Below are 25217 nucleotides of genomic sequence, written 5' to 3'. Positions count from 1 at the left end.
CCTACCAAGTTTCCTGCCCGATTTCGGGCAAGAAACCGCCGTATTGTCTCAGGCCTCCTCTCATCAGTGACATTCGGTAGTGTTATTTAACTCTGGGTAGTCATTCGGTCGGGAGGAACCACCATGAGCCGTCTGTCGGGGATACCGGTCCTTGTCGCCCTCTCCATGCTGATCCAAGCCTTTCCGGGAGAGGCGGCACCGGCCGGGCCGCAGGAGACCTTCGCCCTCCCCGGAGAGAGCGCGCCCGGTGGCAGGCAGGCGGCTTTCGCCCAGGCCGCCCGGACGTACGGCGTGCCGGAAAGCGTGCTGCTCGCGGTCTCCTACATGGAGTCGCGGTGGGACGGCAACGACGGGTTACCCAGCGTCTCCGCGGGCTACGGCCCCATGCACCTGGTCGACGCCGGTCTCGAACCCGGGCACCACCATCACTACGGCGGCGGGGAGGACCCGCGCGGCGACGAGACCCGGCCGCACCCCCTCACGATCCCGGACACCACCGCGGCTCCGCCGGAGGACACCCTGCACCGCGCGGCGAAGCTGACGGGGATCGCCCCCGCCCTGCTGCGGAAGGACCCCGCCGCCAACATCCGTGGCGGCGCCGCACTGCTCGCCGACTACCAGCGGCGCACCGGCGGGAAGCCGAGCCCCGACCCCGCGGACTGGTACGGCGCGGCGGCCCGCTACTCCGGCTCCCCCTCCGCCATGGCGGACGGTGCGGACGGGCCGGGCGAGAGGCCGGCGGACAGGGAGGCGGCGAACACGGAGGCCGCCAGATCCTTCGCCGACGCGGTCTACGCGACGATCCGCTCCGGTGCGGCGCGCGTGACCGACGACGGCGAGCAGGTGGTCCTGCCCGCGATCCCGGGCCTGTCCCCGCGACGACCGCCGACGCCCGGCCGGACCGCCCAGCGCCGCGGCGTGACCGCCTCCGCGCCCGACTGCCCCGCGACCGTCTCCTGCGAGTGGATCCCCGCCGCCTACAAGCAGCTCAAGGGAGGCGGATACGGCAACCACGACCGCTACGACAAGACCCGTCAGATCGACTACATCGTCATCCACGACGGCGAGACCACCTACAACGCCATGACCCGCCTCGCCAAGGACCCCAACTACCTGAGCTGGCACTTCACCCTGCGCTCCGGCGACGGCCACATCGCCCAGCACCTGCGGGGCAGCGACATCGGCTGGCACGCGGGAAACTGGTACGTCAACTCCCGCTCCATCGGCCTGGAGCACGAGGGCTACCTGGCCAAGGGCGGCGCCTGGTACACCGAGGCGATGTATCTCTCCTCCGCCAAGCTGGTCCGCTATCTCGCGAAAAAATACGGCATCCCCTTGGACCGCACGCACATCATCGGGCACGACAACGTGCCGGGCACCACCCCGGAGACCGTGAGCGGCATGCACGAGGATCCGGGCCCGTACTGGAACTGGAGCCACTACTTCGACCTACTCGGCAGCCCGCTGAAGGTCGCGGACGACTTCAAACTGCTCGCCAATCCGCAGCAGGATCCGCAGGACCAGGGCGACCGGGAAACCCAGGACGCCCAGAAGGACCAGGGCGGTCAGGAGAACCAGGACGCCCAGAAGGACCAGGGCGGTCAGGAGAACCAGGACGGCCAGGACGCTCGGAAGGATCAGGAGGACCAGAAGGATCAAGGCGGCCAGGACGCCCCGGGGGACCAGGGAGCCCGGAAGGCGCAGGACGCCCCGAGGACCCAGGCAGCCCAGAAGGCCCCGGCCGGCCAGAGCCGCGGCGCCGCGCGTTCGGTGCTGATCAAGCCGGACTACGCCACCAACCGCCCCGGCTTCACCGGCTGCGCCGGTGGATGCCGCCGCCTGGGCGCGGCCTCGGTCTGGCTGCACACCCGCCCCTCCCTGAGCGCCCCGCTGGTCAAGGACGTCGGCAAGCATCCGACCGGCGGCTCGTCCTACAGCGTCTACGACCACGCCGCCCGCGCCTCCACCGGCCAGCGCTACGCGCTCGCCGGGCGCAAGGGCGACTGGACGGCGATCTGGTACCTCGGCCAGAAGGCGTGGTTCAACGATCCGGTGGCCGCCCCGGCCTCCGTGCCCGTGTCGGGGCCGCTGGTGACGCCCAAGCGGGGCCTTCGCTCCGTCAAGCTGTACGGCAGGGCCTACCCCGAGGCGTCGGCCTACCCTCGTGGCGTCTCCCCCCAGACGCTGACCCCGCTGCAGTATTCGCTGCCGGCCGGGCAGCTCTACAGCCTCGGCCTGACGACCCGCGGCACCTACCTGAGGACCACCACCTTCGATCCGTCGCAACACCGCGTCATCAGGGGCGACATCCGCTACCACCAGATCCAGTTCGGACACCGGTTCATGTTCGTCCGGGCCTCCGACGTCCGAGTACTCGCCAAATGAAGATCCTCCGCAAGCTGCTCGGTTGCGCACATCCGCCCGGCGAAGGCGCTAGAGTTTCTACGTGCCCCGGACACGTCTCCGGGAGTCACGCGGAAGTGGCTCAGTGGTAGAGCATCACCTTGCCAAGGTGAGGGTCGCGGGTTCGAATCCCGTCTTCCGCTCCAGCAGATCTCCAGGGATCTGTCTGGTGGAGTGGCCGAGAGGCGAGGCAACGGCCTGCAAAGCCGTCTACACGGGTTCAAATCCCGTCTCCACCTCAAACGCACGGGCATCGGAGCCTCCGGGATCCGGTAAAGTAGTGCGAGTGGCAGCCGAGGGGAAACCCGGAGCAGGCACGCGGAAGTGGCTCAGTGGTAGAGCATCACCTTGCCAAGGTGAGGGTCGCGGGTTCGAATCCCGTCTTCCGCTCTGGTTCACCCGAGGACGATTAGCTCAGCGGGAGAGCGCTTCCCTGACACGGAAGAGGTCACAGGTTCAATCCCTGTATCGTCCACCACCGTTTCCCCAGACCGACGGCCTGGGGATTCTTGTTTCACCGGCCGTGCGCCCCGATCTCCGATCATGCCGGGAGCACGCCGTTCCAGGCGGCGAAGGCCCGCCGGACCGTCCGCCACGCGGGCGAGAGCGCGACGCGCTCGTCGCTACCGGCCTCGCCGATGACGACCGGCCGGACCGCCTCGACGAGAAACGCGGAGTCCGAGATCACGCAGAATGTGATCATGGGATTTCGCGCCCTCGATCCCCCGCCGGAGATCGCCGTGTGGATGCTCGCACGAATATCGGCCCTCGAAAGAAACGCCGGGCCGGAGAGGCGAACCGTACGGGAGATCGTTGATCGCGTGCGTGCGCCCGGCTGGAACGGTCCGTGTTCGAACCCTCTTCCATCCGGATCTCCGCGCTCATCTCAATAGAACGGCGACCCGCACATATATATCGCCCGGCGACCTGCGTTGATTTCCCCACCCCCGGGGGAAACCTCACTATGATCATCATTTTGACACGCGATGCATCCTCGTAAAGAGGCACCATAGGAGGACGCACGACCTGAAATCAGGTTAATCGCTATGCTCTTGTAACCGTGGCGAAGGGGGCGAGCCTGTGCAACGCGTGGTGGTCGATCCAGAGGTGCCCCCGGACGTCGCCGGCCTTTTCCGCCAGAACGGGCCGCTGCTCTACCGCTTCCGCACCGGGCGGATCCCCAAGGTCTACGACGGCGCGAGGGTGCCGGGAGCGCTGCTGGGAGCCCTGGGCGCCTCCTCACTGCTGGCGCTGGGCGCCACCGTCGTCACCGGCGTGCCGATGCGGTTCCTCGTGCCCCTGCTCTGCCTGTACCTCGGGATCCTGGCCGTCGTGTACATCGTCAGGAAACCCTCCCCCACCGACTCCGTCGAACGTGTCCTGTACGCGCACTCGCTGCGGTGGCAGGGGCGCCACCTGATCCTGGAGGACTTCGACTACGGCGCCAGGCACCTGCTCGGCCGGGTCCAGCAGGCGATCGACTTCATCCTGCGCTCCCGGGTCAACACCCTGGGCATGCTCGACAGCGTACGGAACTCGGTGATGCTCCCCGCGGAGGAGTGGGAGATCGCCCGGCTGCTGACCAAGCTGTCGGCGCTGCGCGCCAAGCACCGCAACCTCGCCCGCGGCGGAAGGGCCCCGGAGGTGGCCGCGGCGATGGCTCCGCTGGAGCGCGCCCTGGCCGCCAGCGAGGCCGCCGTGGTCGCGCGGGTGGAGGCCCTGGAGCGTTACGCCAGGCACGTGTCGGACGCGGAGCGCGCCCTTCTCTCCCAGAGCCAGATCGACGCTCTCCGCGCCCACCTGCCGGAGTACGAACAGCTCGTCGCCGAGACGGGCGCCGCCAGATTCTCCGCACCGGAGATCGGCCATTTGAGCGAGGACGCCGACCTGTTGCAGCGGGCGCTTCGCGACAGCGTCCGCTCGGCACATGAGGCATTTCGCTATCTAGACGGGTGACCGAAATGTATGATTCTTGATCAGGGCAAAGGGGGATGGCCTGTGCGGCGTGTGGCAATCGATCCGGAGATACCCGCCGAAATCGCCGACCTATTTCGCCAGCACGGACAGATGCTGTCCCGATTCCGCGCCGGATGGGCCCCCGGGTCCTCCTCGGGCGCCCCGCGCACACCGCTCCGCGTTTTGCAGGTCTGCGGAGCGCTGTCGGCTCTCGTCCTGATATTCCTGCTGTTCATGGGGGACATCGCGCCGATCTTCCTGGTGCCCACCCTGCTCGTCTTCGTGGGCTGCGTCGGCTTTTTCGCCGCCCGGGATCCGCTGGAGCTCGAGGTGACCGAGCACGACCTCTACCAGCAGGCCCGCTGGTACGAGGGCCGCTACCTCCTGCCCGAGGACTTCGACCACGACGCCGGCCTGCTGCTCGACCGGGTCCAGCAGGCGATCGACTTCATCCTGCGCTCCCGGGTCAACGCCCTGGGCATGCTCGACGACGTACGGAACTCGGTGATGCTCCCCGCGCAGGAGTGGGAGATCGCCCGGCTGCTGACCAAGCTGTCGGCGCTCAGGACGGAGCACCACGACTTCATGTACGGCGGGAGCTCGCCGGAGGTGGCCGCGGCGATGGCTCCGCTGGAACGTGCCCTCGCCGCCAGCGAGGCCGCCGTGGTCGCACGGGTGGAGGCCCTGGAACGGTACGCGGGCCATGTCTCCGAGGCCGACCGGGCGCTGCGCGCCCACGACCAGATCGAGCAGTTGCGGGCCCGGCTCCCCCGATACGAGGAACTCCTCGCGGAGACCGGCGCCGACACGTTCGCCGTGCCGGAGATAAGCCGCCTGAGCGAGGACGCCGACCACCTCGAACAGGCGCTCCGCGACAGCGTCCGCTCCGCGCAGGAGGCCTTCCGCCATCTGGACGGACCTCCCGCCCCCTGAGGGATCTTCGCCACCGCCCGATCACGGCCACCCGGGCCTCCCAAATATGATCAAAACACCATATGTAAGGTCTTTTCCATGACGGGACAACCAGTGCTGATCTTCGACGGCGACTGCGGCTTCTGCACGACGAGCGTCCGGTTCGCCGAACGCCGGATCGGGATCCACGCCCGCGTCACGCCATGGCAGTTCGCCGACCTGGCCGCGCTCGGCACCACGCCGGACCGGGCGGGGCACGAGGTGCTCTGGATCGACCGCGGCCGGGTGTACGGCGGGGCGCAGGCGGTGGCCCGGCTGCTGATCGCCGCAGGTCCACCGTGGAGCCCGCTGGGGTTCCTCCTCCGGGTCCCGCCGTTCCGGTGGGTGGCCCACGGGCTCTACCGGCTCATCGCCGACAACCGCCATCGCCTCCCCGGCGGCACCCCCGCGTGCGCCCGCCCCGTGGACCCGCGATGAGGGACATCCTGCTGACCGGCTTCGAGCCGTTCGACGGCGCCGTCGTCAACCCCTCGTGGGAGGCGGTCAAGCTCGTGCCCGAGGTGCGGGCCGTACAACTGCCGTGCGTGTTCGGCGAGGCGCTCGCGCACCTGCGGGCGGCGGTGCTGGAGTACGAACCGTCGGTGATCGTCTGCGTCGGGCAGGCCGGGGGACGGCCCGACGTCACGGTGGAGCGGGTGGCCGTCAACCTCGACGACGCCCGCATCCCGGACAACGCCGGGCAGCGGCCGATCGACGAGCCGGTGGTGCGCGGCGGCCCGGCCGCCTACTTCTCCACGCTGCCGGTGAAGGCCTGCGTGGCGGCGGCGCGGTCGGCCGGGGTCCCGGCGAGCGTGTCGCACAGCGCCGGGACGTTCGTCTGCAACCACGTCTTCTACGGCCTCATGCACCTGATCGCCACCGAGCGGCCCGCCGTGCGCGGAGGCTTCGTGCACGTGCCGTTCGCCCCCGGGCAGGTTCTCGACGGGGCCAAGCCGTCCATGCCGATCCCGATGATCGCCGAGGCGCTGGGGGCGATCGTGACCGCCGCCGTCTCCGTCTCGCCGGAAGACGACCTGCGCCTGATCGGCGGCTCCCTGCACTGAGGCCGGCGGCCTCGGTGCGGGGGCTCCTACAGCGGCACGCCGTACACCACGCGGCGGCCCGCGAACTCGCTCACGCTCCACACCGTCTTCTTGTCCCGGACACAGGTGAGGTCCTCCGGGCCCACGGGATAGGGCCGCTTCTTGACCGTGTCCCCGACCACCACCAGCGTGCCGTTCTTGGTCGAGCCCGCGCCCTGGCTGAGGTACCAGGTGCCGTTGTAGGAGAGCGCGCCCTGGATCCTCGCCGCGGGGAGGCGGTAGGCGTCGAGGGCGGCGGCGGTGCCGTCGGCACCCTTCCGCAGGGAGCCCGCGGAGGTCAGCGGCCAGCGGGCCACCCTGCCGAACTCGCCCGGGGTGTCCACGTACTCGCCGGAGATCAGGGTGTCGGGCGAGGTGCTGCGGTCGATCGCGGCGAAGGAGAACCTGGCGGTGCCGGTCGAGATCCAGGCGCCGGTCTGCGGCATCACGTAGCGGTAGCCGAAGGCGTTGTGGACCCCGCCCTTCTTGCCGATCGTGTTCTCGTCGTCGCCGTCGATCTCGTAGATGTGCTCAAGGTCGAACACCCGCAGCCCACGGGTGGTGTCGGCGACGTAGAGCAGCCCTTCGTACCAGGCGACGCCGCCCGCGTGGATGTTGATCGGCACGATGTTCCCGTCCGCGCGGGCCGTCACCAGCAGGACGTGCCGGTAGCGGAGCGACCCCGTGTCGAGGAACGACAGGCGGATGCCCCGCTCGGCCCCCGACGACGGAGTGTGGTACCAGCTCACCACGAACACGCTCCCACCGGTTCCCGTCCCGGCGTCGGAGGCGCAGGTGAGCCCCTGGGGGTACCACTCGCGGGTGGCGTTGTCGCCGGCGTCGAAGCAGTACCAGTCCACCGGCTTGGGACTCATCGGGCCGAACGCCCCGGTCCCGGCCGCGCCCTTCCTCTTCGAGACGCGGTTCGCCTTGGCCAGGACCTCGTCCACCGGCACCCGCTGGAGCTCCTTCCCCAGTGCCAGGACCCCGGCCTCGAAGCTGTCACCGTCCCATCTCAGTCCGAACGGCTCCACGGCCACAGCGGTCATCGCACTCATGGGGGGATCTCCTTCTTCGCTCACCACCCAGCCTGGCTGATGGAAATGCGAAGTTCATGAGTATGCCTGTGATTTAGATCGCTTTTGTGATCACAGGGGCCAGGTGTGCACCGGTTCCCCGATCATCGACAGCTCCCGGTACCGGATCACCATGCGCTCCCGCGCGGCCTGATCGCCGCCGAACCGGGCCATGGCCTCCCGCTGCCAGATCGCGCCGGTACGGCGACGCGTGACGCGTTCCCGGATGACGTCCAGCGCCCACTCGGCCTCGTCCGCCTCCACGCCCACCCGCTGGAGTCCGGCCGCCGCGATCGGGAGCAGGTCCAGGGCGAGCTGCGCGGCCGGAATCTCCTCCCGCACGCCCGGCCAGCTCAGCCGCGCGTCCAGGCCGTGGATCGCGGAGCGGTAGAAGTTGCGGTAGGCCCCGGAGAAGGCGAACTCCTCGATCGGCTGGACCGCCATGGCGGAGGTGAGCCCGAGCAGGAAGGCGCTGTTGGCCGCCATGTCCACGGCGCTCGGCCCCGCGGGCAGGGGGCGCATCTCCACCCGCAGGTGGCCGCCGTCCGCCGGGTCGTAGATCGGCCGGTTCCAGGTCCAGACCGTGCCGTGGTGAAGCCTGAGCTCGGCCAGCCCCGGGCCTTTCCCGTCCATCACCGGCTCCGCGTCCGAGACCATGGGCAGCACCGGTTCGTAGTCACGGACACACGCCTCGAACAGCTCCTCGGCGCCGCGAACCCAGTCGGATCCGAAGGCCACCCGCCGGTCCCTGCGGTCGAGCCGCTCCACGTCCCGGTCGTCGGACCCCTCCTCGAACAGCGCGATCCTGGTCTCCTCCCACAACCGCCTGCCCAGAAACCCCGGCGAGTTGCCGCTGACCGCGAGAACCGGGCCGATGGCGAGCTGGGCGGCGTTGTAGACGCGGGGGAAGTCGGCGGGAGCCGTACGCAGATGGACCTGCCAGGAGGTGTTGGCACTGTCCACGACGATGCCCTCGACCTCCAGCTCCAGCCGCTCGACCCCTTCGATGCGCACCCGGAACGGCTCGTTGCGCAGCCTCCGCATGCCCCGGCTCATCGCCTGATAGCGGCTCTCGGCGCTGAGCGTCTCGCTGGTGAAGTCGGACTCCCCCAGGGACGGCAGGATGCCGATCGCCACGACCTGCCCTCCCTGCGTCGCCGCCGCCTTGTCGACCATGGCGATGGTCTCCCGCATCTCCCCCAGCAGAGCGCTGAAGGGTCGCCCGGCGATCGGCATCGGGGTCAGGTTGATCTCGATGTTGAACCTGCCGAGCTCCAGCGTGAGCCGGTCGTCGTCCGCGGCGGTGAGCACCTCGTGGTTGCGCGGCAGCGGGCGCCCGTCGGGGGTGATGAGGAACAGCTCCAGCTCCGCCCCGATGGTCGCGGGCCCCACCCCGAACCCGGGCTTCGCGAGCAGCTCGCGCAGCTGCTCGAGCTGCTCGGCCAGCCGTTCCCTGAAGCGGGTGAAATCCGCTTCGGAGTATCGGTCCTTGTCGACTCGCTGGCCCATCGCACCATCCTCAGTATGTCCGTGTCTCCCCTCCCCCTGTCCCAACCGGCGGGTTCTAATCAGTCGACGAGATAAGTAATGAGGTACACACAATCCCGGTGCCGATCCCGCCCTTCCGGGGGGTACGGCGAACCGCCGGGAGGGCGATCTACGAGAGGGCCGGACGCACGTCCGGGTGGACCGTCACCACGGCACCGGTCCCTCGTCGGAGAGGTAGGCGCCGGTCGGCCCGTCCCCGTCCAGCAGCGCCAGCCGTACGGCGATCGCCGCGCCCTGCTCGGCGGTCCTGAAACCGCTGTGGTCGTTGAGGTCGGTGGCGCAGTAGCCCGGATCGGCGGCGTTGACCTTGATCGAGGTGCCGGCGAGCTCCTTGGAGTAGACGACGGTGACCATGTTGAGCGCCGCCTTGGAGGAGTTGTAGGCCAGGTTGTTGTACTCCAGGAACGGCGATCCCGGATCCGTCGCCGCGGCCAGCGAGCCGAGTCCGCTGCTCAGGTTGACGATCCGCCCCGCCCGTGCCCGGCGCAGCAGCGGGAGCATCGCGTTGGTCACCGTGACGACGCCGAAGACGTTGGTCTCGTAGGTGGCGCGCATGGCGTCCGCGGGAGTGCCGCTCGGGGCGGGGTCGTCCTGCCGGAGCGCGATTCCGGCGTTGTTGACGAGGATGTCGAGATGGCCGTACTCCTTCTCGATCCAGCCGGCGGCTCCCGCGACGGACTCGGCGGAGGTCACGTCGAGCTGGACGGACCGGGCGCCCAGCTCGGCGGCGGCCTTCCGTCCGCGCTCGTCGTCCCTGGCTCCGACGACGACGGTCACGTTCCGTTCGATGAGCAGCCGTGCGGTCTGGTATCCGATGCCCTTGTTGGCACCCGTGATGAGAGCGATCATGCCTCTCACCATGGCGGGAACCGCGAAGGATCGGGAGAGCCTCGCGGAGGCTGGGACTCGCGGTACCACCCAGGATCGCCCGCCCTCGGTCATGATGGAGGTCATGAACCGGAGCGAACTCGCCGAATTCCTACGCAACCGCCGCGCGCGCGTCACCCCGCGTGAGGTCGGGCTGCCGGAGGGCGACCGCAGACGCACCCCGGGCCTGCGCCGGCAGGAGGTGGCGCAGCTCGCGGGGATGTCCATCGACTACTACATCCGCCTGGAGCAGGGCAGGGGACCGCGCCCCTCGCACCAGGTGCTCGGCGCGCTGGGACGCGCGCTGCTGCTCACGGCCGACGAGCGCGCCCACCTGTACAACCTGGCGGGCGATCCCCCGGCGCCCGGCGGCAGGCCGCCCAAGGACGTGCCCCGGGGAATCCTCAACCTGCTGTCCGTCCTTGAGGACATCCCGGCCTACGTGCTCGACGCCCGCTACGACATCCTGGCCTGGAACGATCTGGCGGGCATCGTGATGGGCGGCCTGAACTCCGGTTCCGGGGGCGGCTTCAACGTGATCCGCTGGATCTTCGGCTCTCCCGACGTGCGCGCGAATCTCGAGGACGAGGAGAAGGGCCGCTTCGCCCGCGCCTCGGTCGCCGACCTGCGCGCCGCGACGGGACGCTATCCGGGTGATGCGGGCATTCGCAGCCTGGTGGCGGAGATGCTGGCCCGCAGCCCGGAGTTCGCGGGCCTGTGGGCGGCGCACGACGTCGCGATCCGCCGTGACCATCGCAAATCCCTGACCCATCCGCTGATCGGCACGATCGAGGTCGTCTGCCAGGTGCTTCCCGTCCCCGACCGCGACCAGCGGTTGGTCCTCTACACGACCGAGGCCGGCTCCCCCTCCCACGACGCCCTGCGGATGCTGGGAATGCTGCAGAGGTCGCCGAGTCGGTAAAGTCGAGCCATTTGAAGGAGTGTGCGGCCGATGCGAGCGGTGATCTTCGATGATTTCGGGTCCGACCTGGAGGTCCGGGAGGTGCCCGCTCCCGAGCCCGCGCCCGGCGGGGCGGTGATCCGGGTCGAGGCGACCGGGCTGTGCCGGAGCGACTGGCACGGCTGGCAGGGACATGACCCGGACATCATGACCCTGCCTCATGTGCCGGGGCACGAGCTCGCCGGGGTCGTCGAGTCCGTGGGCGAGGGTGTCGGCTCGTGGCGGGCCGGAGACCGCATCACGGTCCCGTTCGTCTGCGCCTGCGGGGCGTGCGAGGCGTGCGCCTCCGGGAACCAGCAGGTCTGCGAGCGCCAGACCCAGCCGGGATTCACCCACTGGGGTTCCTTCGCCGAATACGTGGCGATCGACAACGCGGACACGAACCTGGTGGCGCTGCCGGAGGGGATGGCCTTCACCACCGCCGCGAGCCTGGGCTGCCGCTTCGCCACCGCGTTCCGTGCCGTGACCTCGGTGGGCCGGGTGCGGCCGGACGAGTGGGTGGCGGTGCACGGCTGCGGCGGGGTCGGCCTTTCCGCCGTGATGATCGCCGCTGCCGCCGGGGCCCGGGTGATCGCCGTGGACGTCTCCCCCCAGGCCCTGGAGCTGGCCAGGCAGTTCGGCGCCGTCGCCTGCGTCACCGCCGCTCCGGCCGAGACCGCTCCCGGCTCCTCCGGGAACGGAGGAGGCGGAGCCGACGTCGCCACCCGCATCCGGGACCTGACCTCCGGCGGCGCCCACGTCTCGATCGACGCGCTCGGGAGCCCCGGGACATGCGTGTCGTCGATCGAAAGCCTGCGGCGCCGGGGGCGTCACGTCCAGATCGGCCTGCTGCCCGGGCTCACCTCGCTCCCGATGAACCGGGTGATCGGCTACGAGCTCGAACTCCTCGGCAGCCACGGCATGCCCGCGCACGCCTACCCCGCGATGCTGAAGGCGGTCATGGAGGGCGGTCTCCGGCCCGACCTGCTGCTCACGCGTTCCATCGGTCTCGACGAGGCGGGTCCCGCGCTCGCCGCGATCGGCTCCGTCCCGGGCGTCACGATGATCCTGCCGACGCGATAAGCGCGACAAGAACGTCGTGCGTGCCCGAACGTCCGGAGCCGGTGGGCCGCCCGGCCGCCGGCTCCGATAACCACGCGGCGGATACGGACACACAAAGTCCTGCAAAAGAGGCCCTATAAAATGCGACGAACACGGTGATAACGTCACGAGACATGCGCCCAGAAGATCTCTCCCTGTTGAACGTCCCCGGCAGCGTCACCCTTCATGACGATCTCCTCCTCGTTGACGTCGCCCGGCCCGACCTGGAGTCCGACACCTATCGCGGGGGCCTGTGGCGGGTTCCCCAGGACGGCCCGCCCGTCCGTTTCACCTTTGGCGACCGTGACACCGCGCCCCGCATCTCCCCTGACGGCGCTTGGGTGGCCTTCCTCCGTGCGAGCGACGGAGGCAAGCCGCAGCTCCACGTGATGCCCACCGGCGGGGGCGAGGCGCGCCCGCTCACCGACCTGCCCCTCGGCGCGGGCGTCCCGGTCTGGGCGCCCGACTCCAGCCGGATCGCCTTTGTCGCCCGCGTCCCCGAAGAGGGCCGTTACGGCACCGAGGAGGGCACGAGCGCCGCGGCCGAGGCGCCGCGCCGGATCACCGGTTTCCGCTACCGGCACGACGGCGTCGGCTTCACCCTTGACCGGCGGCCGTCCCTGTTCGTGGTCAACGCCCTCGCCGACGTCCCCCAGCCGGTGCGCCTGACCGAGGGACCCTACGAGGTCGCCACCCCCGCGTGGACCCCCGACGGCGAGCACGTGCTGATCTCGGCCAGTCGCGACCTCGACGAGGAGGGCCTGCACACCGACCTGTACGCCGTCCCGGCCGGCGGCGGCGCGCCGATCCTCGTGGTGCGCAGCGCCGGATCGGCCGAACACCCCGTCGCGCTCCCCGACGGGGACGTGCTCTACCTCGGTGAGGCCTTCTCCGGCATCCACGCCGTGGCCCGCAACACCGGCCTCTACCGCGCTCCCCTGCGGATCGACGGCGAGCCCTCGACCGGGGTGCGGCTGACCGAGGAGGAGTCGGTGGGCATCGAGCCGATGCCCGTCGTCCCGACCGAGAACGGCATCCTGGTCACGGTGCGCGTACGCGGCGCGGTCGAGCTGCGGCTGGTTCCCGCGGACGCCCTCGACGCGCCGCTGGACAAGCTCACCCTCGTGCTGGGCGAGCGGGCGAGCGTCAAGTCGTTCGCCTCCCACAACGGGCGGATCGTCGCCGTGTCGTCCACGCCGCAGAGCCCCGGCGAGGTGGTCACCCCGGACGGGACCCTCACCGCCTTCACCGGGCCCCTGCCCGGGGTCCGCCCGCTCCAGGAGATCACCGCCGTCTCCGCCGACGGCTACCCCGTCCACGGCTGGCTGGCCCTGCCCGAGGGCGAGGGCCCGCACCCGGTTCTGCTGAACATCCACGGCGGCCCGTTCGCCCAGCACGGGTGGGGGTTCCTCGACGAGACCCAGGTCTACGCCGCCGCCGGATACGCCGTGATCCAGGCCAACCCGCGAGGTTCGGCCGGGTACGGCCAGGCCCACGGCCAGGCCGTCATCGGCGGATTCGGCACCGTGGACGCCGACGACATCATCGCCCTGCTGGACGCCGCGCTGGAGCGGCCCGAGTGCGACGCCGAGCGGGTGGGCGTGATGGGCGGCTCCTACGGCGGATTCATGACGAGCTGGCTGGCCGCTCACCACGGGAGCCGGTTCAAGGCCGCCTGGAGCGAGCGGGCGGTCAACGCCTGGGACTCCTTCACCGGCTCCTCCGACATCGGCTGGTTCTTCGCCAACGCCTACTGCGGCCCCGACATCGAGGCCCAGCGCGCGATGAGCCCGCTCTACCACGCCGACCGGATCAACCTGCCGTTCGCCGTGGTCCACTCCGAGGAGGACTGGCGCTGCCCGGTCGAGCAGGCCCAGCGCATGTTCGTCGCCCTGCGTCACAACGGCGTCCCCGCCGAGTTCCTGCTGTTCCCCGGTGAGGGGCACGAGCTCAGCCGGAGCGGCCGTCCCAAGCACCGGTTCCAGCGGTTCGAGGCCGTCCTCGAATGGTGGTCGCGCCACCTTTCCTGACCGGTTCCGGTCGGCTCCGGGCATGCGTCCGGAGCCGGCCCTTGATCGGCCGAGGCCCGCCGCCGGGCCTGCCGGGCGCCCGATCCGATCGGGCGCCCGGCAGGCCCGGACGGGTTCTCGATCAGGCCGTGCAGGTCAGCGGCCTGCCCCCGTTGAAGTCGATCATTTCGAGCATCGCGGTGACCACGTCGATCGGCGCCCCCTGAGGCAGGCCGTCCAGCTCGGCGTAGGCGCGGTGCAGGTTGCCGACGATGCGCTCGGGGTCGAGCAGTCCCCCGTACTCGCCGAGGTCCGTCTCCCGCGCCGTCTCCAGCGGCGACAGGCCCGCCTCCCGGCCGCGCTCGGCGGTGTCCAGCACGAACCGCAGGTACCCCTGCACCTGGTCGATGACCTCCGGCCCGCACACGCCGCCGTGCCCCGGCACGATCGTCTCCGCGTTCAGCTCCCTGAGCCTGTCGAGCACCGCGATCGAACCCGTCACCGAGCCCATCATCACGAACGGCGTGCCGCCGTTGAACACCAGGTCACCGGCGAACAGCAGTGATCGCTCCGGGATCCACACCATGGAGTCGTTGGTCGTGTGCGCGGGGACGCCCGCGTGCCGCACCTCGCAGCGCAGCTCGTCGGAGTGGACGGTCACCCCGTCGGTGTAGGTGAGGAACGGCGGGCAGGCCTCCAGGTCTCCCCAGTCGACCGGGGTCCAGGCCAGGTTGAGGTAGTCGGGGATCCCCTCGGCGAGGATCGCCTCCCGGGTCCGCTCGTGCCCGACGATCGTCGCCTCGGGGAAGGCGAAGTTGCCGAAGGTGTGGTCGCCGTGGTGATGCGTGTTGATCAACGTCGTGATCGGCCGGTCGGTGACCGACCTGATGGCCTCGCGGTAGGCGAGGGTGCGCCGCTCGGTGGCGCAGGAGTCCACGCTGATCACTCCCCGGCGACCGGCGATGAACCCGGTGTTGTTGACCCACCAGCTCCCGTCGGGCTGGATGTACGCGTACACGCGGTCCGCGACCTCCTCGACGCGGCCCGGGGGGAGCTGATGGTCATGCCTGGATGAGCTCATATCTAAGATTGTCCTGTTTAGGCTTGGTCCAGATCACGATGATCGGGAGGTTTCGCGATGGAATACGTGCGACTGGGCACCACGGGCATGAAGGTGTCAAGAATCTGCCTTGGCATGATGAGCTACGGTGACCCCGCCAAGGGTAGCGAGTGGACCCTCGACGAGGCCGCCTCGGAGCCGATCGTCCGGCGGGCCGTCGACGCCGGGGTGACGTTCTTCGACACCGCCGACGTCTACTCCACCGGCAGCAGCGAGGAGGTCACCGGCCGCCTGCTCAGCAGGATCTTCCCCAGCCGGGACGACTACGTGCTGGCCACCAAGGTGTTCGGCGTCGCGGGCAAGGGTGTCAACGACAGGGGTCTGTCCCGCAAGCACATCCACTCCGCGATCGACAACTCTCTGCGCCGCCTCGGCACCGACTACGTGGACCTCTACCAGATCCACCGCTGGGACCCGGACACTCCGATCGAGGAGACCATGGAGGCCCTGCACGACGTGGTCCGCGCGGGCAAGGCCCGCTACATCGGCGCCTCCACCATGCACGCCTGGCAGTTCGCCAAGGCCCAGCACGTCGCCGAGGTCAACGGCTGGACGAGGTTCGTGTCCATGCAGAACCACTACAACCTGCTCTACCGCGAGGAGGAGCGGGAGATGAACCCGCTCTGCGCCGACCAGGGCGTGGGCCTGATCCCGTGGAGCCCGCTGGCCCGTGGCCTGCTCGCCCGAGCGGGTTCCGAGGAGAGCACCGCCCGCGCGGGCAGTGACTCGCGTATCGGCGCCCTCTACACCGAGGCGGAGAACGACCGCCAGATCCTCGACCGGGTCGCCCAGGTGGCCGGCGAGCGGGAGGTTCCTCCCGCCCAGGTGGCGCTGTCCTGGCTGCTCCACCAGCCGGGCCTGTCGGCTCCGATCGTGGGGGCGACCAAGGACAGGCACGTGGACGACGCGATCGCCGCGGTGGACCTGGCCCTGACCGAGAAGGAGCTCGCCTTCCTCGCCGAGCCGTACCGCCCCCGGGCCGTCAAGCACTGACGCCGGCCGCCGCCTGGTCGCCGCCGCGGAAAACCGCGTCGATCTCCGGTCGATCCCCGGCGGCGAACGGCGAGCCACGCTCCGCCCACGTCGCCGGGGACGGACGGCGTGCCCTCGGGATCCCCGGAGGGTCCGCACGCGTGGACCACGGGGACCGGCACGTCCTCGGTGACGGGCGGGCGTGGGCCGGCGCTCCCCCGACCGCGATGAGGCCGCCCATCCGGCGGGAGAGCAGCGTGCGGACATACCGCTGCTCCCGGATCGCGTCGCCGCGGGCGCCGCGGAGCGGCACCGCCGTCCCTCCTTCTCCGAAAGCGTTTTCCGTGCCGATCGGCACGGGGGTGCCGGACCTGCCGAACCTACCGGCGAGTCGCCGGTGAGCAGGCCGACGGCGCGGGTCCGCCCAGACAGCAGGCCCTGAGCCGGCGCGTTCGGCTGGAGATCGCGCTGGGCCGCGGCGCCCTGAACCAGGTGCCCGGACATCGACGCGACCGTCGAGCGCCCTTGAGGCGGTGGCGACGGAGACGCCCGTCAAGGCGGCCACATCGGTTATGGTCGCGCGCCCGGTTGTCACTACCGAAAACACTTTCGCCTGACAATTACTGGTCAGAAGCGACCATACCCACCCAATCCGTTGACAGCTCCGTAGCTTTCTTCTACGTTTGCGAAAACCTTTTAGTTTATTTCGGTCATTGGGGTGGGGGGGTATCGGAGCAGGCCATGAAGCCACGTTCGCTGGGCAGTGCCGCATCGGTCACGGTGGTGTCGTGGCCGTCGCGGACGAGCCCGAGGTACGACTCCACCGCTACACACCGTCCAAGGTCCGACACGGCGGGCTCCTGTCACGCGCGAAGACCGGCTGTCCGTGGCCGGGCGCGATCACCGTCCCGGTGCCGTACCACCACTAGGGCGACCGCGGTTCCGCCACCGTGCGGGACCGGCGGCCCGTCGTGACCGATCCCGTGTTCTCCGGGGGAACGCGGTGCGGTTGGCGCACGGTAGCGCACGACTGTCCCTGATCCCGTTCACGTCGCCGGACGACCGTGTCCACGCCGTCCGGCGACGCATGGCCCCGTGGGGCGTGCCACCTCCGGTGTCACGTCCGTCCACGGTGCCATCGGCCGAGATTCACCCCTCACGACGGCGTCCGTGCCCCGACGGGCCGCGACGCCGCCGGCAAGAAACCGACCGATCCCGGTAGCAGGAGGAAGTCCAATGAATGTCAGACGCATAGGCCGAGCGCCCACCTGGGCCGCTCTGGTCGCGCTCACGGTGACGGGCCTGGTCGGCCTACCATCCACCGCACACGCCGCCGGCCCGGTTCTCCCCGGCAACGAAGGCGACGTGGGCGTCTACACCAACGGTCAAAGCCACGTCATGGACATCGGGGACCCGGTCTACAGCAATGTCGGCGACGTCGCCGACCAGCTCAAGCCCGGCGTGCCGTTCACCGCGTCGAGCATGCAACAGTCGATCTTCGACAAGGACCTGGCCGCCGGCGGCACGGACTACTACCTCGATCGCGTGCTCGGCGTCCGCGGAGCGATCGGGTCGGCCGTGCTGATGACCCGGGGCCGCTCGCTGTACATGCGCGGCGCGAGCAACAACAACTTCACCGTCATGGGCTTCGCCGGCAGCGCCTTCGTCGGAGGTCCCAACAACCTCGGCAACCTGTACACGGTCACCGTGCCCGGACAGACCGTGACCGAGGTGAACGCGAACCGGTTCAACGCGCCCAGCCACGCCAAGAGCCGGTACACGATCGGCACCACCGGCGTCACCGCCGATCTGACGAAGTTCGTCACCTACGAGAACGTCGCGGTCACCTCCATCGGCTTCACCAACCCCGGTGAGTCGGCGGCGACCTTCACGGTCCGGGCGGCCTCGCCGCTGGCCACCCAGGCGGGAGCCACCGCGGCCGAGCTGACCGGCACCCGGGTCATCACCAGCGGTTCCAACAACGGCCTCGTCGACACCCCGTGGGACACCGTCAAGATCGACCTCACCGGAGACGGCTTCACCCGCAGCGGCGCCAACCTGGACCGTGAGATCACCGTTCCCGCCGGTGGCACGGTCTCGCTCTCCGTGGTCGGCGCGGTCTCCTCGGCCTCGCTGCCGCAGACGGTGAAGGAGTACCACGACTACGCCGAGCTGACCCCCGCCGAGGCGGTGCGCACCGGCATCACGGCGTTCAACCGCCGCTGGGCGCAGGACGTGCCCTACATCAACGTCCCCGACCCCGCGCTGGAGAAGGCCATCGTCTACCGCTGGTGGGGGGAGCGTTACAACTCCCTCGACGCCAACGCGTCCGGCCACGTCTACCAGTACCCCACGACGATCGAGGGGGTGAACCTCTACCAGAACTCCGTGGCGCTGACCCAGCCGATGCACCTGCAGGACACCAAGTGGCTGCGCACGCCGTACCTGCCCTACGGCCAGATCCTCAACATCGGCGAGCTGTCCGGCTCCTCGGCCTTCCTGGACAGCCCGGGTCACACGAGCTGGAACAACCACTACTCGCAGTACCTCGGCACGGCCGGCCTTGAGGCCTACAACGTGCACGGCGGCGGCAAGGAGGTCGCCGAGAAGTTCGCCCGCTTCTTCGAGGGCGACGGCGAGGGCCAGCTTGAGCACTACGACGGCAACAACGACAAGCTGATCGCGTACGACACCAACTACATGCCCGGCAACGACTCCGACGCCATCACCTTCGGCTTCCCGAAGACCGGCGGCGGCGCACCCGGCGCGCGCACGATCGAGCGTCCGGAGTCGGCGTACGTGTGGGGCGCCTTCGACGCGGCCCGCCAGCTCTACCAGATGGCCGGCGCCGGCCAGGCCAAGGTCGACGAGATGGCCACCAGCGCGAACGGGATCCGGGATTCGATCCTGAACAAGCTGTGGAGCCCGGACGCGAAGATGTTCCTGGCCGCCACGTCGCACGGCGCCACCAGCGCCGCCGCCTCCAACGGCCGTGAAAACCCGCTGCCCGTCGCGGCGCGCGGGCTGATCCCGGCCAAGGAGTCGAACCTCTACGACGTCTACTCCGAGAACCTCATCCCGTTCGACGAGGCCTCGAAGTACGTCGACGGCTACCGCTTCCTGACCTACGGCGACAACTTCCCGATCTTCCCGTTCTACACGGCCAACCAGTACGACCGGGCGGCCTACGGGGTCGGCGGCTCCAACAACTTCTCCAACATCAACTTCACCGTGCAGTACCGCGCCGTGCGGTCGGCGCTGCGCCACTACGACCCCGAGGGGAAGTACATCACCCCGGCCTACGCCAAGCGGCTGCTTGACTGGATGGCCTGGAGCATCTACCCGAACGCGGACCTGCGGGCCCCGAACCAGTCGGAGTACTACTCCAACTGGAACCCGGCCACCAAGACCTACAACCGCAACAACCCGAACCACGTGATGCTCGGGAACATGAACTACATCTATGTCGAGGACATGGCCGGCATCCAGCCGCGCTCCGACGACAAGATCGAGCTCTGGCCGATCAAGTTCGGCTACGAGCACTTCATGGTCAACAACCTGCGGTACCACGGCCAGGACCTCACCATCGTCTGGGACCCCGACGGCACCAAGTACGGTCTGGGCGCGGGCTACAGCCTGTTCCTGAACGGCGAGAAGAAGGTCAGCACCGACCGGCTCGGCAAGGTCACCTACGACCCGAAGACCAACCAGGTCACCGCCGAGGACGGCCTCACCGTCACCTTCCGGGCCGACGCCGGGGACGACTTCCCGTCCGCGGTGAACACCCCCATCGACGACGACCGCGTCGTCTCGTACCTCAAGACGGCCGGCATCGACCTGACCGAGGACGAGGCGAACCTGGCGAAGGGCGCCACCCTCGCCTCGTCGTACACCCAGCAGGGCACCCGGCCGGCCCCGTGGCGGCAGTTCCACACGCCCGGCTACAGCGGCACCTCGATGAACCACACGCCCGGTGCCATCAAGGAGACCGAGCGGCCCGTGTCGCTGGCGGCCGTGACCGACGGTGTCACCGCCAACGAGCCCTACTGGGGCAACCACGGCACGACCGACAAGAACGGCTACGTCGAGCTGAACCTGGGCTCGGCCAAGTCCTTCGACAACCTCAAGGTGTTCTTCGTCAGCGACCGCCAGGCCGGTGGTTACCACGAGCCCGCCCGCTGGTGGGTCCAGGTGCCCGACGGCGACGGTGGCTGGAAGGAGGTGCCGGGCCAGTTCAAGAACCCGGCCGTCCCGGCGGCGAAGTTCAACGAGGCGCTGTTCGACTCCGTGTCCGCGGACAAGGTGCGCGTCGTCTTCACCAACAGCCCGTCCCACTACACCGCGATCTCCGAGATCCAGGTGTTCGACTCGGGCCGCGAGGTCCCGGACGTCACCAACCAGGCCCCGTCCGTCACCGCCACGCGCGACGCCGCGGGCGACGGCAACCTGTCCACCCGGCTGGTCGGCACGGCCACCGACGACGGCGTGCCGTACGACGACGAGCTGACCTTCGGCTGGGAGACCGTCTCGGCGCCGCAGGGCGCGGGCGTCATCTTCGCCGACCCCAAGGCTCCGGCCACCCGGGTGACCGGCACCGTCGCCGGTGACTACGTCTTCCGGTTCTTCGCCGACGACGGCGAGGAGCGGTCGACCGCGAACGTGTCGGTGACCCTCGCCAAGAAGGACGTCGTCGCGGAGTTCGGCTCCACGGCGACGATCACCACCAGCGGCACCTCGTCGTGGGAGAACCACTCCCGGGTCAACGAGGCCACCACGCCGAGCAACTCCAACCCCGGCGCCGGAACCGGCTGGGGCAACTGGGGCCAGCCGCGCAACGGCACCAGCCCCGCCAACGAGGCGTGGATCCAGTACCAGTGGACCTCACCGGTGCGGCTCTCCTCGACTGACATCTACTGGTACGACGACAACGGCGGCACCCGCCGCCCGACGGCCTCGACCTACGCCGTCGAGACCTCGACGGACGGCACCACCTGGACGCCGGTGAAGCTCGCCGGAGGTTCCTCGTACGAAAGCGGTCTGGCCACCAACGCCTACAACCGCCTCAACTTCGAACCGGTGACCACGAACCGGATCCGCGTCCGGATCTGGGGCCTCATGTCCGGCGGCGCCGGCACCGGCGTGCTGCGCTGGCGCGCCAACGGCGAGACCGTCGACTCGGTGCGCTCGCCGGTGCTCATCCGGACCGGCGTGGGCCTGGTGCCCACCCCGCCGGCGACGCTGGAGGCGACCTACACCAGCGGCGCCCGAGGCACCGTGGCGTTCACGTGGCAGCAGATCACCCCGGACATGGTCGCGGAGGCCAACGTCGACCCGTTCGTGATCTACGGCACCAACGACGCCTACGGCCTGATCGCCGAGGCCCGCGTCTACGTGCGTCCCGAGATGTCGGACGACGGCATCTCGATCCAGGGCGCCGAGTCCTTCGAGCAGCACGTCGAGGTCGGCGAGCAGCCCTACCTGCCCACCAAGGTGGAGGTCTCCTACAACGACGGATCCAGGGACAACCAGGCCGTCGGCGTGAACTGGCGGTTCGACCCCGACACCGTCGACACCGCCGGCACCTACACCGTCGTCGGCGACCTGGTCCTGCCGCCGTACGTCAGCGAGGCCGGCACCATCCGGACCACGCTGACGCTCACGGTGGGTGAGGGCGGCCCGGTCTGGAAGACGAACGCGCAGGCGCGCAGCCAGTGCACCGGCGGAGGCGCCTACGTCACCCTCAACGTCCGCAACGACGACGACGTGCCGCTCACGATCGAGCTGATCACGCCGTACGGGTCGCGGACCGTGGCCAACGTGGCGCCCGGGAAGTCCGCCTACCAGGCGTTCAACTCCCGCGCCAAGTCGATCCCGGCCGGAACGGCGACCGTGAAGGTCACCGGAACCGCCGACGGCGTGCCGGTCACCGTACCGGCGCAGGTGCCGTACGGCGCGCTCAACTGCGGCTAGCACTCCCCCGGTGGCGGCGTCCCCGGCGGGGCGTCGCCACCACCCCCACTAAGGCTCTCGCAGACACTAAGGAAGCAGAACCTTGAAAATCGCCGTGAGGCGCAGCGCCGCCTCATCACCCCCCCACCCCCGGCCGAAGCGCCGGTTCCGCAGGGCCGCCGCGGCGGCGGTCGCCCAGCTCGCGGCCATATGCCTGATCGGGATTCCCGTTCCGGCCCACGCCGCCGACTCCTACACCTTCACCAGCACGACCAACCCGATCCTGAAGGACGGCACGTACTACTCCGCCGACCCCGCCCCGCTCGTCGTGCGGAACGGGGACCAGGACGAGCTGTTCGTCTACACCGGCCACGACCAGGCCGGGGCGACCCAGAACGACTTCATCATGAACGAGTGGGGCGCGTTCAGGACGACGAACGTCGAGTCCGGCCAGTGGACGCACTACCCGTCCCTGATGCGCCCCGAGGCGGTCTTCTCCTGGGCGACGCCGGGTCGTGCGTACGCCGGCCAGGTGGTCCAGGGCCTGGACGGGCGCTACTACTGGTACGTCCCGATCAACGAGCGCGAGAGCACGGCGCCCGACAAGTTCGCCATCGGCGTGGCCGTCTCGGACTCGCCGACCGGCCCGTGGACCGACCACGTGGGCGGGCCGCTGATCTCCCAGCGGGTGCCCTCGGCCAACACCATCCACAACATCGACCCGACGATCCTGATCGACGGACAGCGGGTGTTCCTCTGGTGGGGCTCGTTCGGCAACCTGCGCATGATCGAGCTGGCCGCGGACATGAAGACCCCGGTCACCACCCAGCGCACCGTCACCGGCCTGACCGGCTTCTTCGAGGCGGCCTGGGCGTTCGAGCGCAACGGCACCTACTACATGGCGTACGCCGGGAACAACGCCGGCCCGACCTCGCAGTGCACCCCGGCGAACTACCACGCCTGCATCGCCTACGCGACGGCCTCCTCACCCGAGGGACCGTGGACCTACCGGGGCACCATGCTCAGGCCGGTCTCCTCGACCACCAGCCACCCGGGCATCCTGGAGTTCAACGGCAAGTGGTACATCGCCTACCACACCGCCGACGCCGTCGGCGGCAACCACTTCCGCCGGTCGGTCGCGATCGACCCGGTCGAGTGGGACGACAGCCAGACCCCGCCCCGGATGAAGGTCGTCACGCCGACGCCGGTCAAGGGACGTGACCTCACCCCGCGCCCGAACGTCGCGCAGGAGGCGAAGGTCGCCGTCTCGAACGAGCCGGTGCCCACCCAGTACTGGGTGAAGGCGCTCAACGACGAGATCCAGCGGCCCAACCCGCTGCCGCCGGACATGTGGGGCACCTGGACCGGCAACAACCCGCCGCAGCAGTGGGTGCAGTACACATGGGACCAGCCGATGCGGATCTCCGGTTCGCAGATCGACTTCTGGAACGACAACCCGCAGGGCAGCGGCGTGGGCGTCGCGGCCCCCGCCCGCTGGAAGATCCAGTACTGGAACCTCGCCACCGGCCGGTGGGCCGACGTGCCCGGCGCGAGCGGCTACCCGACCGCCACGCAGGGCTTCCAGAACACGAACTTCGACGCGGTCACCACCACGCAGGTCCGCGCGACCTTCGACGCCTCCACCAACGGCGGCACCTACTCGGCGGTCGCGGTCGAGGAGTGGAAGATCCTGGCCGCGCAGCCGGAGACCGTCGATCCGCCGGCCATCACCGTCGAGGTGGGCGAGACGGAGCTGCCCGGCACCGTCGGCGTCGCCTTCGGCGGCGAGACGCTGCGGATCCCGGTCTTCTGGGACCCGCTGACCCCCGAGCAGGTCGCCAGGCCCGGCACGGTCACCGTCCGGGGAACCGTGCTCGGCTACGCCGCCGGCCGTATCTCCGCGCAGGTCACGGTCCTGTCGCCGGACGACACCGAAGGCGACGAGACCGCGCCGACGCTGACCCTCACCCCCAGCGGCAGCGCGGGCGACGCCGGCTGGTACCGCTCGGCGGTCCGGGTCCGCGTCAACGGCGTCGACGACCGGGGCGGCCGGATGACCATCGAGACGACGGTGGACGACGACCGGCCGGTCGTCACCACCGACACCCGGCAGGCCGACGCCGACGTCTCCGGGGACGGCGAGCACACCGTCACCGCGAAGGCGACCGACCGCGCGGGCAACGTCTCGGCAGCCGAGGACCTCGCGGTGCGCATCGACGCCACGGCACCGGTCAGCCTCGGCACCCTGAACACCGCCACCCGGTCGGTCAAGGTCTTCGCGACCGACGCCACCTCCGGCGTCGCCGGCATCGAATACGCCGTCGGCACCGGCCCGTGGACCCCCATCGCCGGCGGCGTCATCACGGCGCCCGACGCCAACCGGCACACCGTGTCGTACCGGACGATCGACAAGGCGGGAAACCTGGAGACCGCCAAGACGGTCGTCATCCCGGCGGACCTGTCCGCGCCGCTCAACGGCAACGTCGCCCCCATCGCGACCCCGACCGCCTCCTACACGGCGGGCTGGAACAGCGTCACCGCCCTCAACGACAACGCCGACCCGGCCAACCCGAGCCAGGCGCAGATCTGGGGCACCTGGTCCGGCACCCGCCCACAGACCCAGTGGGTCCAGTACGACTGGTCACGCCCCGTACGGATCGTCGGCACCGAGCTGAAGTTCTGGCGGGACGTGAACCAGGGCACCGGCGACGGCGTCGCCCAGCCCGACGGCTGGGTGCTCCAGTACTGGGACGAGGCCGCCTCGGCCTGGCGTGAGGTGTCCGGCGCGTCCGCGTACGGCACGAGCACGACCGCGTTCAACAACGTCACCTTCGACCCGGTCACCACGTCCCGGGTGCGGGCCACGGTCCGGGCCGACGGCAACGGCACCACCCACTCCGCGATGGCGATCACGGAATGGCGGGTCTTCGCCCAGGAACCGGCTCCCGAGGAGCCCGCCGAGATCCCCGTCACGATCACGGTCACCCCGCGGTGCCTGGCGGGCAAGGCGTATGTGGCCGTGCAGGCGCGCAACGACCATGACGCGGCGGCGAGCGTCACCCTGGAGAGCGCATACGGCGAGCGATCGTTCCCGGACGTCGCGCCGGGCGCGAGCGCCTACCAGTCGTTCGCCACCCGTACGGCCTCGATCGCGGCGGGTACGGTCACCGTCCGCGCCGCCGAGGGGGAGACGACCTCGGTCCACACCGCGGAATATCCCGCCCTCACCTGCACCTGACACCC

General features: G+C 70.0%; 18 protein-coding genes and 4 tRNA genes. 16 read left to right on the top strand and 6 right to left on the bottom strand.

Features of this window, described 5'->3' with window-relative positions; translation table 11 throughout:
• The first annotated feature begins 123 nt into the window (after positions 1 to 123).
• The 5 genes from J2853_RS04270 to J2853_RS04250 all read left to right on the top strand — a co-directional run bounded on the left by J2853_RS04270 (position 124) and on the right by J2853_RS04250 (position 2881).
• Positions 124 to 2385: a peptidoglycan recognition protein family protein gene (locus J2853_RS04270; RefSeq protein WP_307555168.1), complete on the top strand. Its 2262-nt coding sequence runs from the start codon at positions 124 to 126 to the stop codon at positions 2383 to 2385.
• A gap of 89 nt (positions 2386 to 2474) precedes the next feature.
• A tRNA-Gly gene (locus J2853_RS04265) sits at positions 2475 to 2549 on the top strand.
• 22 nt (positions 2550 to 2571) lie between these two features.
• Positions 2572 to 2642 (top strand) — tRNA-Cys (locus J2853_RS04260).
• A gap of 79 nt (positions 2643 to 2721) precedes the next feature.
• Positions 2722 to 2793 (top strand) — tRNA-Gly (locus tag J2853_RS04255).
• A gap of 13 nt (positions 2794 to 2806) precedes the next feature.
• A tRNA-Val gene (locus J2853_RS04250) sits at positions 2807 to 2881 on the top strand.
• 63 nt (positions 2882 to 2944) lie between these two features.
• Here J2853_RS04250 and J2853_RS04245 read toward each other — a convergent pair.
• On the bottom strand, positions 2945 to 3106 hold the full coding sequence (locus tag J2853_RS04245) for a hypothetical protein (protein WP_307555166.1): 162 nt from the start codon (positions 3104 to 3106) through the stop codon (positions 2945 to 2947).
• A gap of 377 nt (positions 3107 to 3483) precedes the next feature.
• Here J2853_RS04245 and J2853_RS04240 point away from each other — a divergent pair, with 377 nt between their 5' ends.
• The 4 genes from J2853_RS04240 to pcp all read left to right on the top strand — a co-directional run bounded on the left by J2853_RS04240 (position 3484) and on the right by pcp (position 6374).
• Positions 3484 to 4359 carry a hypothetical protein gene (locus J2853_RS04240; protein WP_307555164.1) on the top strand — a complete coding sequence of 292 codons (876 nt, stop codon included), beginning with the start codon at positions 3484 to 3486 and terminating at the stop codon, positions 4357 to 4359.
• Between the two features lie 111 nt (positions 4360 to 4470).
• On the top strand, positions 4471 to 5292 hold the full coding sequence (locus J2853_RS04235) for a hypothetical protein (RefSeq protein WP_307555161.1): 822 nt from the start codon (positions 4471 to 4473) through the stop codon (positions 5290 to 5292).
• Between the two features lie 78 nt (positions 5293 to 5370).
• Positions 5371 to 5748: a thiol-disulfide oxidoreductase DCC family protein gene (locus tag J2853_RS04230; RefSeq protein WP_307555160.1), complete on the top strand. Its 378-nt coding sequence runs from the start codon at positions 5371 to 5373 to the stop codon at positions 5746 to 5748.
• A complete protein-coding gene (gene pcp, locus J2853_RS04225) occupies positions 5745 to 6374 on the top strand; it encodes a pyroglutamyl-peptidase I (protein ID WP_307555158.1) in 630 nt (209 codons plus the stop codon). The genes J2853_RS04230 and pcp overlap by 4 nt, the downstream gene beginning before the upstream one ends.
• Before the next feature lie 26 nt (positions 6375 to 6400).
• Here the strand turns inward: pcp and J2853_RS04220 are convergent, their stop codons facing one another.
• From J2853_RS04220 to J2853_RS04210, 3 genes are all read right to left on the bottom strand, one after another.
• A complete protein-coding gene (locus J2853_RS04220) occupies positions 6401 to 7450 on the bottom strand; it encodes a hypothetical protein (protein WP_307555156.1) in 1050 nt (349 codons plus the stop codon).
• 90 nt (positions 7451 to 7540) lie between these two features.
• Positions 7541 to 8977: a glutamate-cysteine ligase family protein gene (locus J2853_RS04215; protein WP_307555154.1), complete on the bottom strand. Its 1437-nt coding sequence runs from the start codon at positions 8975 to 8977 to the stop codon at positions 7541 to 7543.
• A 183-nt stretch (positions 8978 to 9160) separates the two neighbouring features.
• Positions 9161 to 9865: an SDR family oxidoreductase gene (locus J2853_RS04210; protein WP_307555152.1), complete on the bottom strand. Its 705-nt coding sequence runs from the start codon at positions 9863 to 9865 to the stop codon at positions 9161 to 9163.
• On the opposite strand from J2853_RS04210, the gene J2853_RS04205 reads away from it, so the two are divergent.
• The 3 genes from J2853_RS04205 (at position 9864) to J2853_RS04195 (ending at position 13954) form a co-directional block, all read left to right on the top strand.
• Entirely contained in the window at positions 9864 to 10805 is a 942-nt protein-coding gene (locus J2853_RS04205) for a helix-turn-helix transcriptional regulator (RefSeq protein WP_307555150.1), read from the top strand. The genes J2853_RS04210 and J2853_RS04205 overlap by 2 nt on opposite strands.
• A gap of 30 nt (positions 10806 to 10835) precedes the next feature.
• A complete protein-coding gene (locus J2853_RS04200) occupies positions 10836 to 11906 on the top strand; it encodes a zinc-dependent alcohol dehydrogenase family protein (protein ID WP_307555148.1) in 1071 nt (356 codons plus the stop codon).
• Between the two features lie 152 nt (positions 11907 to 12058).
• Positions 12059 to 13954 carry a S9 family peptidase gene (locus J2853_RS04195; protein ID WP_307555146.1) on the top strand — a complete coding sequence of 632 codons (1896 nt, stop codon included), beginning with the start codon at positions 12059 to 12061 and terminating at the stop codon, positions 13952 to 13954.
• Between the two features lie 121 nt (positions 13955 to 14075).
• Here J2853_RS04195 and J2853_RS04190 read toward each other — a convergent pair whose 3' ends face one another.
• Entirely contained in the window at positions 14076 to 15014 is a 939-nt protein-coding gene (locus tag J2853_RS04190) for an MBL fold metallo-hydrolase (protein ID WP_307555145.1), read from the bottom strand.
• A gap of 57 nt (positions 15015 to 15071) precedes the next feature.
• Here J2853_RS04190 and J2853_RS04185 point away from each other — a divergent pair, with 57 nt between their 5' ends.
• On the top strand, positions 15072 to 16046 hold the full coding sequence (locus J2853_RS04185) for an aldo/keto reductase (RefSeq protein WP_307555143.1): 975 nt from the start codon (positions 15072 to 15074) through the stop codon (positions 16044 to 16046).
• On the opposite strand, the gene J2853_RS04180 is transcribed toward J2853_RS04185, so the two are convergent.
• Complete coding sequence (locus J2853_RS04180; protein WP_307555141.1) at positions 16036 to 16338, bottom strand: hypothetical protein; 303 nt, start codon at positions 16336 to 16338, stop codon at positions 16036 to 16038. The two genes, J2853_RS04185 and J2853_RS04180, sit on opposite strands and share 11 nt — an antisense overlap.
• 475 nt (positions 16339 to 16813) lie before the next feature.
• Here J2853_RS04180 and J2853_RS04175 point away from each other — a divergent pair, with 475 nt between their 5' ends.
• The 3 genes from J2853_RS04175 (at position 16814) to J2853_RS04165 (ending at position 25212) form a co-directional block, all read left to right on the top strand.
• A complete protein-coding gene (locus tag J2853_RS04175; protein ID WP_307555140.1) occupies positions 16814 to 16954 on the top strand; it encodes a hypothetical protein in 141 nt (46 codons plus the stop codon).
• Positions 16955 to 17261: 307 nt separating this feature from the next.
• The gene (locus J2853_RS04170; RefSeq protein WP_307555138.1) at positions 17262 to 21995 is read left to right on the top strand and encodes a discoidin domain-containing protein; all 4734 of its coding nucleotides are present in this window, start codon (positions 17262 to 17264) and stop codon (positions 21993 to 21995) included.
• An 82-nt stretch (positions 21996 to 22077) separates the two neighbouring features.
• Positions 22078 to 25212 carry a family 43 glycosylhydrolase gene (locus J2853_RS04165; RefSeq protein ID WP_307555136.1) on the top strand — a complete coding sequence of 1045 codons (3135 nt, stop codon included), beginning with the start codon at positions 22078 to 22080 and terminating at the stop codon, positions 25210 to 25212.
• The last annotated feature ends 5 nt before the right edge of the window (positions 25213 to 25217 follow it).

The organism is Streptosporangium lutulentum (assembly GCF_030811455.1).
In the GTDB taxonomy this organism is placed as follows: Bacteria; Actinomycetota; Actinomycetes; order Streptosporangiales; family Streptosporangiaceae; genus Streptosporangium; species Streptosporangium lutulentum.
Note: the sequence above shows the minus strand (reverse complement) of the source record. Positions and strands in the feature narration are given on the sequence as shown.